This window comes from Peptoniphilus vaginalis, assembly GCF_900176605.1.
Lineage (GTDB): Bacteria > Bacillota > Clostridia > Tissierellales > Peptoniphilaceae > Peptoniphilus_A > Peptoniphilus_A vaginalis.
Genome location: NZ_FXLP01000005.1, coordinates 786,805 through 801,490, shown reverse-complemented (window position 1 = coordinate 801,490; position 14,686 = coordinate 786,805). Strand labels below are relative to the sequence as shown.

Genomic DNA, 14,686 nt, shown 5'->3' with positions numbered 1-14,686 from the left:
AGTTTAATATAAAATTAATAATCTTGTTTTAATTTATAATGACTTAAGGCAAATAAAAAGAGGACTGAAAATAAATCAGTCCTCTAAATTTTTATAAACTTGTTAAAAATTAAAGTTATTTTAAAAGTCCAAATTCATAGTCCCTGTCTCTGAAGTATTTTATAACTTCTGATAGGGAGTCGGCTGTTAGTTGTTTGTTTATTGCGTCGTGAGAAAGTACGACGGCAATTTTTGTGTTCTTGTTTTCGTTTAAGCTCTTGTCAAGATATTCGATTTGACCTTGGATTGTTGTTGGTCTCACAGATTTTTTCTCTGCATCACCAACAAGGCAGTTCCAGTCAATCCAATTTATATCTTTTGATGCTAGATATGAATCGCAAGCTTCAATATTGTTCCATGACATTTCGCCACCTGGATACCTAAAGACCTTTGAATGAAAATCATCGCCTAAAATATTTTTTAGTCTTTCATTAGTCTTTTCTATTTCATCATAAACTCTTTCCACATTTACAGTTCTTCCTGGGTAGAGGTAGTCGTAGTCGTGGGTGAAGGAGTGAGTACCAATGGCGTTACCATTTGCTAGAATTTCTCTTATACGTCCTGCAGTTTTGTCACCAATAGACTTGCCGACAAGGAAGAAAGTTGCACGAGCATTTTCCTTCTTTAAGGTATCTAGAACTTGTGGAGTGATTTCATTATTTGGTCCATCGTCAAAGGTCAAGAATACAATTTTCTTTTTGCCCTTGTAGTTTTGGTGGACTGTGAAGTCACGAATTTTTTTTGCGTCATAGGCATACTTGTCAACCTTCTTTAGGTGGTTGGATCCCTTGACTATGAATTCATCTTCCATTTGACCTAGTTTGTCCAAGACAACATTAGAGATGTATTCTTTTTCATAAAAGATTGGTCTTGGCCTGTCCTTATAAATTTCATTTGTGTAGTACCACATTAGGGCAGGTGAAACTTCTGTGTCTTTTGAGTTTTTTATTCCAGAAAAGATTTTTGAAAATATAAAAATAAGTATTAAGACAAAAATTGAAATTGAAATAGTTTGTCTTATTCTCTTCTTTCGTCTAGCCCTTTGTCTTCTTAATCTTTTTCTTCTATCGTAGTTTGTTTGGGTCATAAAAAACCTCCCAGTGATAATATACATCAGTGGGAGGTAAGATGCAATTACAAAAGAATTACAATTACTTCATTGAGTTATAGATTAAATATAGAACTTCTTCGAGGGTCATTTCCTTATTGGGGTCTATGTCGCCATTAATATAGGCGAAGCCCTTGGCGATTATATAATAAGATTCATAATCGCCTAAAGACTTTTGATTTTTAAAGATGTCCTCTTTAAAAATTCCCTTGGCTTTTGTAAATCTTTCAAGATTATTTTTTGTAACAAGAATCTTGACTACATCTTTTTCTAAAATATTTTTGTCCTTTAATTTTTCAAGGTCAAGTCCAAAATTATCCATGTAGGAGGAGTTCATTCCATTAGGGCCATTTAGAAGTTTAACAAAGTCTTGATAGTTAATCTTGTCTGAAAGTTTTCTTCCAATGAAACCAATGCCCATGTCCTTTAGATAAAGAATTGCTTCCTTGTCCCTTGCCTTGTTAAGGTCTGGATAGGATATTTGTTCTTTAAAGTTAATAATCTCGCCATTGTAGTCCCTTAGAATTTTATCTTGACCAATGACTGGGTCGAAGTCCCTTATCTTGCCGTAGAAAAGTTTAGGTCCCTTGTCAGTTATTACATACTTTAGTCCAAAGTTTTTAGAGGATAAGAAGATCTTGTTGGCTTCTTCTTGAGTCAAGCTATTGTCACTTGCCTTAGAGAAATCAATTTTTGTTGAAGTCCTTTCATAAGATGAAATTTTTTTATCTTGGTCTACAAAAATATTCACTCCTTCTTTTAGGACAGGGAGTTTATTTACATATCTTGGGATGTAGATAGAAGTCCCCATCTTTGATGACTCAATAGAAATTTTATCTAGGTTGAGCTCAGTCTTGTCACCATATTTTTTCAGAAAGTCAAGGGCAAGCTTTTTTGCATCTGCTTCTTTAAGCTTGTTGTTGTAAACTTTTTTGTCAGTCCATAGGTCTAGGGAAATAAGATTTAAGTTCTTGGCATTTAGCGTGAGTCTGCCATAATTTTTATCTTTCTCTAGGCTTATATTGTAGTAGAAGTTTTCCTTGTCGGAGTCTAAAGAAATTGATGTAATTTGGTAACCATCGCCAGCAATTTCATAGGCTCTTTTCTTGGCTTGTGATTTTTCCTTTAAGTCCTTTAGACCCTCAATCTTTTTAATTTCCACATCGGTTAGGCCTTCAGCCTTGGCAGCTTTATCCATCTCATAGGGCATAAGTCCCAAATTATTATTTTTTACAAGCTTACCATCTTCTGCATCTATATCAAAAATTTCTGAGTGGTAGACCTTGGCTACGGACTTGCCATCATTGGAAATCTTGTAGGAAAGCCTAAGTGGAAACTTTTCTCTAAATATTTTTTCTGCTTCTTCTTGACTTAGCTTGGCCTTGTCTTTAAAGTCCTTGTCACTTAAGAAGGAAGTAGCAGGACCGAAGTCGGAGTTGATTCCCATATTTCCAATTTCTTTAGAAGTAAGGGAGATGTTTACATAAAGAGAGTCTGACGCAAGTGGTATTCCATGTATTATACTATCATATAAAAAATTTAATTCCTTTCCATCATCTAAGAATGAAAAATCTCTTTATTTATATTTTTTAGAAAAGTCGGGAATAAGCTTTGCTAACTTTTCTTCTACAATTTTTTGAGCCTGGTCTTTTGAATTTTTTTTGGAATTTTTATTGTCATCTTGATCCTTGCTCCACTTTGAATAGGAATAGAAGTCGCCATCACTTGTGTAGGCAACTTGTAAGTTTCCTAAGTTTTCATCAGACCATTGGTAGGAGTCAATAGTTTTATTCTTTGCTTTATTATTTAAGTAAGTAGAACCTGAGTCAGAATTAATAGGATCCTTAATCAAATTAAAATCTTCATAGGCTTCTCTGATATTAAACAATTCTTTTATCTCTTTAACTTTTTCCTTTTCCTTCTTTGTTATGTCAACTGCCACTGCCTCATCAGTAGGAGTGTAATTTGTCTTTTCAACTGAAGCCACAACTGGTCCCACGAGAAGGGCTAGGGAGAGTGCATAAATTATTTTCTTTTTCATATTTTTCTCCTTTGTAAATCGTTAAAGTATTTATGTAAAAAAAAGAAGAGGCTCTGCCTCTTCAAAATTAAGCTTTAGATTAAGCATCTGCTTCTTCTTTGCTATCTTCATTAAGAGCAGCTACAAGCATATTGGGATCTATACCATGAACCATTGCTGCTTCTTCAAGACTTTCCATTTGAGAAGATGGGCACATAATGCATCCCATTCCAAAACTCATTAGAGTACCAATTGATTCTGGTTTTTCTGAAAGAATTTGTCCGATTAACATTTCTTTTTTAATTTTCATTTACTAACACCTCCCTGATTAATATACCCAAAATTATTTATACTTAAAAGATGAGTACTTAACAAAATGGTCCTTGCTTTTTGTTCCAAGGCTAATTTCAAATTCACTTGTGGAGTCGAAGCCCTTTGATGTTAAAGTTTTTGCAACTTCAAATCCCTTCTCATAAGGGAAGACTTCCGACTTATCTCCTTGCTCAATCTTTATATAAGGAGTGTACACTAGCTTGCCATGGTACTTAGCAGAAGTTGGTAGGACTTCAACAATATTTTCTGACTTAACATAGGTTGACTCTCCACTTAGCTTGCCTTCTTCAGATGTTGCAAGTACTTCGTTCTTTATATTAGCAAGAAATTTTGAAATGTCAAGAAGAGGGTCCTTTAAAATGTCTAAGCTCTTCTCTTCGTAGTCAGTTACGTAGTCAACAATTTTTACATTGACTTGGTTGTTGACAAGAGAGCGACCAGGAATTGATTTTGAATCAATTTGGACAGAATTATTTTTTTCGTCGAAGTTAACACTGAAACCAATTGTCTTACCAAGTTGCCTCAATTGAAAATAATTATAGCCGTCAATTGTGTACACGCTAAAAGAATGTCTAACTCCATTTACAAAGACCTTGTGAGTTGAACTTTTTACTTCACTGTCGCTGTCCTTTAAAGGTACAAGATCATTTTCAGTTTTCTTGTAGTCAGACTTGCTAGTGATGATGACAGCTTCTCTGTCGCTGTCGTAAGATACATTAAACTCAGCGTCCTTTTCATCAAGAAGAGCTGCAATGTCTCTTAACTTAAAGTAGTTGCTGTCGGCAATGTTGTAGCCCTTAACGCCTGTGTCCTTTCCATCAACTAAGACGCTTTGACTAGAAACTTTTGCGCTAGCAAATACATTTGTAATTAAAACTAGGGATGTAAGCCCTATAGAAATTATTTTTTTCATAACACGACCTCCTAGGTCTATTGTATTTTAAAAGATTGCCCTCGACAAGACCAAATATTTAACCTATAATTTAATAAGGTGATTTTATGAGTAACTTACTTATGGGTTTTAATATTGTATCGCCCGTGTTTATAGTTTTGCTACTGGGATACTTTGCAAAACAAAAAGGATACATTGACAACAACTTCGTAGACAAGGGAACCTGGATAGTCTTTTACATGGCCTTGCCCTTTAAATTATTTTACGACATAAAGAATGCAAGGATTGAATCCCTTCATCCAAAATATGTTGCCTACATCTTATTGGGAATTATTTTTATAATTTTTATTTCTCTTATAATAGGAAAGACTTTGAGGATTAAAGACAAGAGAAAATTATCTGCCTTTATTCACTGTGCCTACAGGTCAAACTTTGTCTATGTTGGCTTTCCCATCCTAGACATAATTTATAATGGTGCTCCTTCAATGGAACACATGATAGTAATAATTGCCTTTGGTCTTACTCTTTATAACATAGCTGCTATTGTAATCTTGACTTATTATTCTGAGGTAGAAGATAAATCAATTTCTGTTGCTAATATTCTTATAAAGATAATAAAGAACCCAATGATTGCTGGTGTAGTCTTTGGTTCAATTTTTAACTTTTTAAACATACCAGTTTATCAAGGAATTGATAAGGCAATAGAAATGGTGGCAAAGATTTCAACACCAATGTCACTTATATTAATTGGGGCAAGTCTAAACTTTGAATCATCAAAGGATGATTTTAAATTTATGTTTATAGCAGCCTTTATCAAGACAGTTTTAGCTCCACTTATGCTTATACCAATAGGAGTTAAGCTTGGCTTTACAAATATGGAGTTGGGAATAGCCTATATATTTTGGGCAACTCCTTGTGCAGCCAACTGCTTTATCTTTACAAAGCAAATGAAGTCCGATTATGAATTTGCATCAAAGGTAATCACTCTTTCTTTTATCATGAGTATTATTACCTACCCAGTGGGCATATCCATAATGAACTATTTTAACTTGTTGCACTAAAAAAATTTAAGTGCTATAATCAAAATTACAAAATATAAATAATACCTTATTGAGAGTGGTGGAGTGAATGGGCACTTTGAAACCCGGCAACCTAGTTGGTGCTAAATCCCACAGATTTTTATCTGGAAGATGAGGTTTAATGGTCCTCACTTTTTGCGTGGGGATTTTTTTATGGATTAAAATTTTATATGACTTTATAAATTTGACCAAATAGAAAAGAGAAAATAAATTCATACATTAAATCAAGGTATTTAAAATGGAGGAAAGAAATAAAATGAAAAAATGGCAATTTAGTTCAGAGTCCGTTACAGAAGGACATCCTGATAAAGTTTGCGACCAAATATCAGATGCCATCTTAGATAAGATTTTGGCAGAAGATAAAAATGCGAGAGTGGCATGCGAAACTATGGCATCCACAGGAATGATAGTTATAACTGGAGAAATCTCAACAGAAACTTATGTGGACTTCGAAAAAACTGCAAGAGAAGTCCTAGAAGATATTGGATACAACAGAGCAAAGTTTGGTTTCGATGGAAGAACTTGTGCAGTCCTTTCTGCAATCAAGGAACAATCTTCTGACATAGCCATGGGTGTTGACAGGTTTAAGGAAGAAGGAGTAGACGAACTTGATTCCTTTGGAGCAGGAGACCAAGGTATTATGTTTGGTTTTGCCTGCAATGAAACTGAAGAGTTAATGCCACTTCCAATTTCACTTGCCCACAAGTTATCAAGAAGATTAACTGAAGTAAGAAAGAATGGTACACTTGACTATCTAAGACCAGATGGCAAGACTCAAGTTACAGTTGAGTATGAAGAAGACAAGCCAGTAAGACTTAAAAATGTTGTAGTATCATCCCAACACGCTCCAGATGTAGCTATGGAACAAATTAGGGAAGACATAATTAGAGAAGTAGTTGAAAAAGTTGTGCCAAAAGAATTCATTGACAAAGACACAGAATTTTTCATTAACCCAACTGGTAGATTTGTTATTGGTGGACCAATGGCTGATGCAGGACTTACTGGTAGAAAAATAATTGTTGATACCTATGGCGGCTTTGGAAGACACGGCGGTGGAGCTTTTTCAGGAAAGGATCCAACAAAGGTTGACAGGTCAGGTGCCTACTACGCAAGGTACATTGCAAAAAATTTAGTGGCAGCAGGACTTGCAGATAAAGTTGAAATTGGACTTGCCTATGCAATTGGTATTGCAAGACCAACTTCAGTTTATGTAGAAACTTTTGGCACTGGTAAACTATCTCATGAAGAAATCGAAAAAATTATTATGGAAAACTTCGACATGAGACCAGCTGCAATTATTCGTGACCTAGACCTATTGAGACCAATCTACAGACAAACTGCATCCTATGGTCACTTTGGTAGAAATGATCTAGACCTTCCTTGGGAAAGGACAGATAGGGTAGAAGACCTTAAGAAGTATCTAAAGTAAGACTGAGTTAAAAATTAAATTTCGGGTAAGATAGGATTAGCTGTTAAAAAATACTAACTTAGTATGCTATAATTAAAGAGCAAATTTATTTTTAGAGTCGAGAAGAGGATGGTTATGAAGAAAACTTTTAATTATTTTAGAGCGAACCCATGTGGAAATATAACAGGCTTTGTTGTTGCTCCTGTTTATCCAGGCTATAGAAAGGCCTACACAGACTGCATTATTGAACAAATAGATAAGGACGTTGAACAAGTTGGATTTATTTCTCCAGCTTATGAAGGTGCACCCCTTAGGATGGATATGATGGGTGGAGAATTTTGTGCCAACGCTACAAGAGCTTATGGACTTTACTCTGCAGGCTTCTACGACACAGATGGGCTTGTTGATATTGAAGTTTATGTAAGTGGTCATAAAGGAACAACTGATGTAATTGCAGATGTTAAAAATCAAAAGGCATATGTTGCCCTTGATGGTCCTATTGAAAGAGAAAACTTGACAATAGATGGCAAGGACTGCACTCTTATTAAACTTCATGGAATTAGTCACTTAGTTGTTGAAGGAGAAGAAGACAGAGACTTTGTAGATAAGGCACTTGAAGTCCTTAAAAAAGATTACAAGGATGATGCCTATGGAGTTCTTTTCTTCAACAAGGAAAAGCTTGAAATGATTCCTTACGTTTATGTAGAAGGTTCTGAAACTTTATTTAGAGAAGGCTCCTGTGGATCAGGAACTGTAGCTGTAGTTAATTATCTTGAAAGCGACATTGAAAAGCTTGATGAAGATTACAAGATTGCAATAAAAAACCCAGCAGGAGAACTTGAAGTCTTTGTTTATGAATTTGAAAATGGAAAGAAATTCTGCGTTGGTGGCAAGGTTGAACTTTCTGAAGTAGAAAAGAAATCTATTGAAATCCCACAAGACGTTGCCCTAGCAGTTATAGCTGAGCACGATAAGATTGTTGAAGAGCACAAAAAGAAAATGGCTGAAGAAGAAAATAAAGAGCCAGTTGACGAAAACGACTTAACTGATGAAGAACTTAAAATAATGAGAGAAAAATTTGGATTTGATTAATCCTTATGAGGAGGGGGCAACCCCTTCTTTTTTTGCAAAATTTAAAGATACAAAATTTGAAAAACTTGAAGTCTTTGAAAAATAATTTTTTTCTTATTAGTAAGCTTAAAATATTTTTCTACAAGATAGGCTAAAGTAAAAAATCATTTCCACTTGCAAAGCAAAGAGATAATAAAAAATTTTTTATAAACACTAAGACTTTATGTGTATAATGTTATCAGGTGATTTGAATGATAAATGTTGTTGGACTTGGATCCACTTCTTCAAGAGACCTTACCCTTGAAGCAGTAAAAATTATGAAAAATGGGAATAAAAACTTTTTGAGGACTTACAGGCATGAAGCCCTTTCTTTTTTTAAAGAAAACAAAATAGCTTACCAGTCCTTTGACTACTTGTACGATGAGATGGAAAGCTTCGACCAAGTTTATAATAAAATTGTAGAAATATTAATAGAAGAATCTAAGAAGGAAGATATAAATTATTTTGTGCCAGGCACTCCATTAGTTGCAGAAAAAACTGTAAAACTTTTAATCGATAAGAAGGAAGACATAAATATTGTAAATGGAATTTCTTTTATTGAACCAGTTCTTGCAGGAGTTGGACGAGATGCTGTTGATGGACTTTTATTTTTAGATTCTGATGCAAAGAAGTTTGACTTTGACACAAGACGTGACACACTGATAACTCAAGTTTACAACAAGAGGATTGCATCAGACCTATCACTTCTTCTCCAAGAAGTCTACAAAGAAGAGGACATGGCTTATGTTATTACCAACGCAGGTCTTGATGATGAGATGGTGAGAAAGGTCGAGATTTATAAACTTCCAAGACTTGATGACTACAACCACCAATCCTGCATCTACATCCCAAGGACAAGTGGCAAAAACTTCCAAATAATTATGGACCAGCTAGAAAATATTTTAGAAGACAAGGAACTTTACTTAGATGATGAAAATTTTGATAGAATTAAAAATCTATTAATGGAAAAATCTAAGGAGATTTCCATGGACTATGAAGATGAAATTGACACCTTAATCCTGTCTTTATTGATGCTTTTCTTAAAGGAGAGAGAGGGTTTAGTGGATTTTCGTGAAATATTTGATGAAATCTATAAAAAATTGGATAAAATAGCGATTATTTTAAAATAAATGTAGAAAATAAAGCCAACTTAGGTTATAATTGTAACAGTCTTAGCAATAGAGCTCTAGTAGGCCTTACATATCAAAGACTTATAGGGTTTTGTAACTAAGGAAAGACTATAGAGAATTCTTCAAGGAGGATATAAAATGAACAAATCAGAATTAGTAGCAAGCATTGCAGAAAAATCAGGTCTTACTAAAAAAGACGCTGAACAAGCTTTAAACGGATTTATTTCTTCAGTTCAAGAAGCTCTTGCAGACGGAGAAAAAGTTCAATTAGTTGGATTTGGAACTTTCGAAGTAAGACAAAGAAAAGCTAGAGAAGGTAGAAACCCTAGAAATCCAGAAGAAGTTATTAAGATTCCTGCATCTAAAGCTCCAGTTTTCAGATCAGGTAAAGCTCTTAAAGAAGCTGTTAATAAGTAAGAAAAGAAAAGAAAAGAGAAGGCAAGGCCTTCTTTTTTTATACTCAAATTTCTTCATAGTATTGAAATTTTCTAGTTTTTTTGATATATTTTTATTTGGAGTATAATATGAGATTAGATAAATTTTTAAAAAACTCAAGACTTATAAAAAGAAGAACTCTAGCAAAGGAAGCTTGCGAAAAGGGCCTTGTCGAAATTAACGACAAGCTTGCCAAACCATCAGATTCTGTTAACATTGATGACATTATTTCACTCCAACTTGGCGAGAGAAAAATTAGGGTCAAGGTTAAGGATATTTCTGATGTGAATTCCAAGAAGGATGCAGAGACTCTTTATGAGAGAATAGATTAATTGAGACTTTTGATCTAATTGTATATAAGGTGGGAGAGACTTATGAAGGTAAAAAGAAGAAGGTTTCCCTTGGCTCTTGCCATTATAATTATAGGGTCTGTACTTTTTGGATCTGTAAAAATTGGCAAGTCAATAGCTCTAAGAAATCAAAAACTTGAGATTATTTCTGCCAACAATAGAGAAATTTCTAATTTAAAACTTGAAATAGATAATCTAAATTCTGAACTTAAAAATTCTTCCTCTACTGATTTTATTGAAAAGGTAGCAAGAGAAGATTTGGGAATGGTTAAACCAAGAGAAGTTATCTATGTTGATAAGAACAAGGATAAGACTACAAATACCGATAAGGATATTTAAAATAAAATTTAGGAGGAAGTTATGGATTTATCGCCAGGCGATATAGTTGAAGGTGTAGTTACTAAGGTTGCTAAATTTGGAGCCTTTGTAGATTTAAAAGATGGCAAGAGTGGTCTAGTACATATTTCTGAAATTGCAGATACTTTTGTTAAGGACATCAATAATCACATTTCAGAAGGTGATGAGGTTAAGGTCAAGGTTCTTAGCATTGACGAAAAGGGAAAGATTGCCCTTTCAATTAAGGATGCCATTGAAAAAAAGGAAGAGCCTAAGGATGAAAAAGTAGACCAAAGATTCGAAGACATCTTGAGCAAGTTCCTCAAGGAAAGCAATACAAAGCTTGACGAAGCTAGAGCAAGATACAATCAAAAGACAAAGAAGAAGAATTCTAGAAATTAGTAGTGGTAACTATCTTTTGATAGTTTGCCACTTTTTTTATTTTAACAATGGATAAGATATTTTACGAGAACTTAAAAAAACTAAATATTATAAAAAAATCTGACAAGCTAAGTCTTGGTGTATCTGGTGGAGCTGACTCTATGTATCTCTTTTATAATTTTATGGATTTAAAAGAAGAATGGAATCTTGATATAATAGTTTGCCACCTAAATCATGGCATAAGAGAGACTGCAAATAGGGATGAAGAGTTTGTAAAAAAATCTTGTCAAGCTTATGGAATAAAATTCATAAGCAAGACAGTGAACATGGATGAATTTGCAAGAAAAGAAAAAATTTCATCAGAAGAGGCTGGAAGGATTTTAAGGTATGAATTCTTTAGAGAAAACTCGCAAGGCAGGAAGATTTTAACAGCCCACAATGCCAATGACAGGGTGGAGACACTTCTTTTTAATATTATGAGAGGGACAGGTCTAAAGGGTCTTTCAGGTATAACTTATGTCAATAAAGACATCTATAGACCCCTCATAAATATTAAGAGGGAAGAGATCGAAGACTACCTTCATAAGAATAAGCTTCCATACTTTGATGATGAAACAAACTTTGAAGAAATCTACACTAGAAATAAAATTAGGCTTGGACTTATACCACAACTTAAAAAATTCAATCCAGACATAATCAATTCTCTTCTTAGACTTTCTGAGAATGCAGAAGAAGCTAATGACTTTATAGGAGAAATTCTAGAAGAAAATTATAATAATTGCCTGGGAGATAATTTTTTAATTCCATCTGAGATAATAAAATTAAAAAAGTTTATAGGTCAAGAAGTAATAAAAAAATACTTAGAAGAGAATTTTTATAGTGAAAATATTTTAAGTAGGCCCAACATACTTGCTATTTATGACTTATGCCTTGGCGACTCTGGAAGACAAATTGATCTTGGCAAAAATATTTCTGCTAGAAGGTCCTACGATAAGATTTATATAGAAGAAGTGATTGACCAAGAAGAAAAGACAAAGAAGGACTTAAGTCTTGGAAGAAACGTAACAGACTTTGGAGAAATTTTTATCGCAAGAGATGGAGAAGAAAGTCATGAGGATTCCTTTATAAAAGTAATAGACTATGATAAAATAAAGGGTAGTCTTAGCATTAGGAAGAGAGCCCCAGGGGATAGGTTTAAACCACTGGGTATGAAAAATAATAAAAAGCTAAAGGACTATTTTATTGATAGAAAAGTTGACAGGCTTTTAAGGGATGAAATAGGTCTTATATGTGATGACGAAAAAATCATCTACATACTTGGGATGGATATCTCAGAAGATGTTAAGATAGATAAAAACACAAAAAGCAAACTCGTTTTGGAGGTTAAGAATGTCAGACATTAAAGCAGCTCTTTATTCTGAAGAAGAAATCAGAGCAAAGGTTAAAGAGCTTGGTGAAAGAATAACAGAGGACTACAAGGATAAAAATTTATTCTTGCTTGGAATCTTAAAGGGATGTGTTCCCTTTATGGCAGATATTATGAGAAGTATTGACTTAGAGCTTGAATATGACTTTATGGATGTTTCTAGCTACCAAGGCACAAGGTCTATGGGTGAAGTTAGGATCCTAAAGGATATTTCCATTTCAATAGTTGACAAGGATATACTAATCGTTGAAGACATAATTGATACAGGTGTGACTCTTTCTTACTTGACTAAACTTTTGAAGTCAAGGGGAGCAAGGTCCATAGAAATTGTAACTATGCTTTCAAAGCCATCTAGGAGAAAGGTTGACCTACCTGTTAAATACAATGGATATGAAATAGATGACCACTTTGTAATTGGTTATGGAATGGACTACAACGAGAGATTCAGAGGACTTCCTTACATTGGAATACTAGATGAGTCTGTCTATTCTAATAGTGAGGAGTGATATTATTGAATAAAAAATTTGGAGGAGCAGGATTTTATATTGTCCTGATCCTTGTGTTAATACTATCTATTAAGTTTTTTGGACCACCAGCAAATGTTGTGGAAGAAAAATCTTTTACAGAGTTTGTAACTGAACTTGAAAAGGACAATGTAAAGTCCGTAAGCTTGCAAAATGGAATTGACTCCATTGCCAGCGTAAAATTAAAAGATGGCGACACTTTTAAGACTATAATACCACAAGAGGCAGCAGATACTTTTTATAAGGATTACCTAAAGGAAAAATCTGATGCTGGTACTATTAATGTAGTTTCAAGTCCAACTAAGCAAACTTCTTTCTTAGTTGAGTGGATTCCAACTCTTCTTATGTTTGTCCTAATTGTTTTCTTCTGGTACAGGATGATGCAACAAACTGGTGGCGGAGGAAAGATGAGTTCCTTCGGCAAGAGCAAGGCAAAACTAATTAACAAAGAAGATGGCAAAAATCTAGTTAAGTTTAAGGATGTTGCAGGCTTAGAAGAAGAAAAGGAAGAACTGGAAGAAGTTGTTGACTTCTTAAAAAATCCTAAGAAATTTATAGATATGGGAGCTAGAATTCCTAAGGGAGTCCTACTAGTAGGTCCTCCAGGGACTGGTAAAACTTATCTTTCAAAGGCTGTTGCTGGCGAAGCAGGAGTTCCTTTCTTTATAATGAGTGGATCTGATTTCGTAGAAATGTTTGTTGGTGTTGGTGCATCAAGAGTAAGAGACCTTTTTGAATCTGCAAAGAAAAATGCACCTTGTATTATTTTTATTGATGAAATTGATGCAGTGGGAAGAAAAAGAGGAACAGGTCTTGGCGGAGGTCATGACGAAAGAGAACAAACTCTTAACCAACTTCTTGTTGAGATGGATGGTTTTGGAACTAACGAAGGTGTTATAGTTATGGCTGCAACAAATAGGGCAGACATACTTGACCCAGCAATCCTAAGACCAGGTAGATTTGACAGGACAGTTTATGTTGGTAAGCCAGATGTTCGTGCAAGAAAGGCAATACTTGAAATTCATTCTAGGGGCAAGAAGCTTGCAGATGAGGTAAATCTTGAAGTAATTGCAAAGAGAACTCCAGGCTTTACTCCAGCAGATCTTGAAAACTTAATGAATGAATCAGCCCTACTTGCTGCAAGACGTAGCGAAAATGCAATCTCTATGGAAGATGTTGATGAAGCATCAATAAAGGTCCAAGCAGGTCCTGCAAAGAAATCTCGTGTTGTTTCAGAAAAGGAAAGAAAGTTAACAGCAGTTCACGAATCTGGTCACGCAATTGTATCAAGACTTCTTCCAGAAGAAGACTCAGTTCATATGATTACAATTATTCCAAGGGGAATGGCCGGTGGTTTTACTGCCTACCTACCTGAAGATGATGTTTCTTTTATGACAAAGAAGAAGATGGAAGCTTCCATTGTATCTCTTCTTGGTGGAAGAGTTGCCGAGTCCCTTGTCCTTGATGACATTTCAACTGGCGCATCAAATGACATTGAGAGGGCTACAAAAATTGCTCGTGCTATGGTAACCCACTATGGAATGAGTGAAAAGCTTGGGACAATTAACTACGACTCATCAGAAAATGAAGTCTTTATAGGAAGAGACTTGGGACGTTCAAGAGATTATTCTGAAAGAACTGCAGCAGAGATTGATGATGAAGTTACAAGAATTATAAACGAGGCTTATGCAAAGTGTAAACAACTTTTAAGTGATAACTTAGACAAGTTGCTCGCATTATCAGATGCCCTATTGGAAAAGGAAACAATTTACTCCAAGGACTTTGAAAAAATCTTCAATGGCGAAAAGCTTGATGAAGAATCTATTGACCTTGATGACACAATAAATGAAGATGACTTATCCGATGAAGCAAAAGAACTCATCCAAAAAAATGATAAAGGTGATAAGAAGGATGAAGTTGATAAGAAAAATTCAGAAGATAGTGAAAGTTTATAAAATCTTATAAAACAAAAAAAGCTCCGATAGGGGCTTTTTATTTTGTCAATTTTTAATAGCTATGCCATTGGAGGGCTTGAATTATGTGTAATATATTTTAAATTTTAATATTATTGATTTGCTTAATCGATAAAATAATTAATTTATACTTAAGTCACAA

At 34.4% G+C, this 14,686-nt stretch carries 16 protein-coding genes and 1 riboswitch; of the genes, 11 read left to right on the top strand and 5 right to left on the bottom strand.

Annotated elements, in window-relative coordinates; translation table 11 throughout:
• Positions 1-115: 115 nt before the first annotated feature.
• The 5 genes from CAN42_RS08565 to CAN42_RS08550 form a co-directional block, all read right to left on the bottom strand.
• Complete coding sequence (locus CAN42_RS08565; RefSeq protein ID WP_062571815.1) at positions 116-1,126, bottom strand: polysaccharide deacetylase family protein; 1,011 nt, start codon at positions 1,124-1,126, stop codon at positions 116-118.
• A 64-nt stretch (positions 1,127-1,190) separates the two neighbouring features.
• On the bottom strand, positions 1,191-2,594 hold the full coding sequence (locus CAN42_RS08560) for a YcdB/YcdC domain-containing protein (RefSeq protein WP_135100560.1): 1,404 nt from the start codon (positions 2,592-2,594) through the stop codon (positions 1,191-1,193).
• 129 nt (positions 2,595-2,723) lie between these two features.
• Positions 2,724-3,188 carry a hypothetical protein gene (locus tag CAN42_RS08950; protein ID WP_135100559.1) on the bottom strand — a complete coding sequence of 155 codons (465 nt, stop codon included), beginning with the start codon at positions 3,186-3,188 and terminating at the stop codon, positions 2,724-2,726.
• A 79-nt stretch (positions 3,189-3,267) separates the two neighbouring features.
• The gene (locus tag CAN42_RS08555; RefSeq protein WP_062571813.1) at positions 3,268-3,477 is read right to left on the bottom strand and encodes a DUF1858 domain-containing protein; all 210 of its coding nucleotides are present in this window, start codon (positions 3,475-3,477) and stop codon (positions 3,268-3,270) included.
• Positions 3,478-3,510: 33 nt separating this feature from the next.
• A complete protein-coding gene (locus CAN42_RS08550) occupies positions 3,511-4,413 on the bottom strand; it encodes a hypothetical protein (RefSeq protein WP_085876327.1) in 903 nt (300 codons plus the stop codon).
• Positions 4,414-4,499: 86 nt separating this feature from the next.
• Between CAN42_RS08550 and CAN42_RS08545 the strand changes: the two genes are divergently transcribed.
• The 11 genes from CAN42_RS08545 (at position 4,500) to ftsH (ending at position 14,526) form a co-directional block, all read left to right on the top strand.
• On the top strand, positions 4,500-5,453 hold the full coding sequence (locus CAN42_RS08545) for an AEC family transporter (protein ID WP_085876326.1): 954 nt from the start codon (positions 4,500-4,502) through the stop codon (positions 5,451-5,453).
• A gap of 43 nt (positions 5,454-5,496) precedes the next feature.
• Positions 5,497-5,589: riboswitch (SAM riboswitch) on the top strand.
• Between the two features lie 138 nt (positions 5,590-5,727).
• Entirely contained in the window at positions 5,728-6,900 is a 1,173-nt protein-coding gene (gene metK / locus CAN42_RS08540; protein WP_085876325.1) for a methionine adenosyltransferase, read from the top strand.
• A gap of 114 nt (positions 6,901-7,014) precedes the next feature.
• On the top strand, positions 7,015-7,971 hold the full coding sequence (locus CAN42_RS08535; RefSeq protein WP_085876324.1) for a histidine racemase CntK family protein: 957 nt from the start codon (positions 7,015-7,017) through the stop codon (positions 7,969-7,971).
• Between the two features lie 230 nt (positions 7,972-8,201).
• Positions 8,202-9,119 carry an SAM-dependent methyltransferase gene (locus CAN42_RS08530; RefSeq protein ID WP_085876323.1) on the top strand — a complete coding sequence of 306 codons (918 nt, stop codon included), beginning with the start codon at positions 8,202-8,204 and terminating at the stop codon, positions 9,117-9,119.
• A 138-nt stretch (positions 9,120-9,257) separates the two neighbouring features.
• Positions 9,258-9,536 carry an HU family DNA-binding protein gene (locus CAN42_RS08525; RefSeq protein ID WP_005957971.1) on the top strand — a complete coding sequence of 93 codons (279 nt, stop codon included), beginning with the start codon at positions 9,258-9,260 and terminating at the stop codon, positions 9,534-9,536.
• A 107-nt stretch (positions 9,537-9,643) separates the two neighbouring features.
• Complete coding sequence (locus CAN42_RS08520) at positions 9,644-9,886, top strand: RNA-binding S4 domain-containing protein (RefSeq protein ID WP_085876322.1); 243 nt, start codon at positions 9,644-9,646, stop codon at positions 9,884-9,886.
• A gap of 42 nt (positions 9,887-9,928) precedes the next feature.
• On the top strand, positions 9,929-10,243 hold the full coding sequence (locus CAN42_RS08515; RefSeq protein WP_085876321.1) for an FtsB family cell division protein: 315 nt from the start codon (positions 9,929-9,931) through the stop codon (positions 10,241-10,243).
• A 21-nt stretch (positions 10,244-10,264) separates the two neighbouring features.
• A complete protein-coding gene (locus tag CAN42_RS08510; RefSeq protein WP_062571805.1) occupies positions 10,265-10,642 on the top strand; it encodes a S1 RNA-binding domain-containing protein in 378 nt (125 codons plus the stop codon).
• Between the two features lie 47 nt (positions 10,643-10,689).
• A complete protein-coding gene (gene tilS, locus CAN42_RS08505) occupies positions 10,690-12,024 on the top strand; it encodes a tRNA lysidine(34) synthetase TilS (RefSeq protein ID WP_085876320.1) in 1,335 nt (444 codons plus the stop codon).
• Positions 12,011-12,553 (top strand): hypoxanthine phosphoribosyltransferase, encoded by a 543-nt coding sequence (gene hpt, locus CAN42_RS08500; RefSeq protein ID WP_085876319.1) that lies wholly within the window; start codon positions 12,011-12,013, stop codon positions 12,551-12,553. The genes tilS and hpt overlap by 14 nt, the downstream gene beginning before the upstream one ends.
• A gap of 5 nt (positions 12,554-12,558) precedes the next feature.
• Positions 12,559-14,526, top strand: coding sequence for an ATP-dependent zinc metalloprotease FtsH (gene ftsH, locus CAN42_RS08495; RefSeq protein WP_085876318.1), 1,968 nt, complete (start codon positions 12,559-12,561; stop codon positions 14,524-14,526).
• Positions 14,527-14,686 lie beyond the last annotated feature (160 nt).

Bases quoted from the DNA above. Each gene is read 5' to 3' on its own strand.
- CAN42_RS08565 (WP_062571815.1), bottom strand. From the start codon at position 1,126: ATGACCCAAACAAACTACGATAGAAGAAAAAGATTAAGAAGACAAAGG.
- CAN42_RS08560 (WP_135100560.1), bottom strand. From the start codon at position 2,594: ATGGGAATCAACTCCGACTTCGGTCCTGCTACTTCCTTCTTAAGTGAC.
- CAN42_RS08950 (WP_135100559.1), bottom strand. From the start codon at position 3,188: ATGAAAAAGAAAATAATTTATGCACTCTCCCTAGCCCTTCTCGTGGGA.
- CAN42_RS08555 (WP_062571813.1), bottom strand. From the start codon at position 3,477: ATGAAAATTAAAAAAGAAATGTTAATCGGACAAATTCTTTCAGAAAAA.
- CAN42_RS08550 (WP_085876327.1), bottom strand. From the start codon at position 4,413: ATGAAAAAAATAATTTCTATAGGGCTTACATCCCTAGTTTTAATTACA.
- CAN42_RS08545 (WP_085876326.1), top strand. From the start codon at position 4,500: ATGAGTAACTTACTTATGGGTTTTAATATTGTATCGCCCGTGTTTATA.
- metK (WP_085876325.1), top strand. From the start codon at position 5,728: ATGAAAAAATGGCAATTTAGTTCAGAGTCCGTTACAGAAGGACATCCT.
- CAN42_RS08535 (WP_085876324.1), top strand. From the start codon at position 7,015: ATGAAGAAAACTTTTAATTATTTTAGAGCGAACCCATGTGGAAATATA.
- CAN42_RS08530 (WP_085876323.1), top strand. From the start codon at position 8,202: ATGATAAATGTTGTTGGACTTGGATCCACTTCTTCAAGAGACCTTACC.
- CAN42_RS08525 (WP_005957971.1), top strand. From the start codon at position 9,258: ATGAACAAATCAGAATTAGTAGCAAGCATTGCAGAAAAATCAGGTCTT.
- CAN42_RS08520 (WP_085876322.1), top strand. From the start codon at position 9,644: ATGAGATTAGATAAATTTTTAAAAAACTCAAGACTTATAAAAAGAAGA.
- CAN42_RS08515 (WP_085876321.1), top strand. From the start codon at position 9,929: ATGAAGGTAAAAAGAAGAAGGTTTCCCTTGGCTCTTGCCATTATAATT.
- CAN42_RS08510 (WP_062571805.1), top strand. From the start codon at position 10,265: ATGGATTTATCGCCAGGCGATATAGTTGAAGGTGTAGTTACTAAGGTT.
- tilS (WP_085876320.1), top strand. From the start codon at position 10,690: ATGGATAAGATATTTTACGAGAACTTAAAAAAACTAAATATTATAAAA.
- hpt (WP_085876319.1), top strand. From the start codon at position 12,011: ATGTCAGACATTAAAGCAGCTCTTTATTCTGAAGAAGAAATCAGAGCA.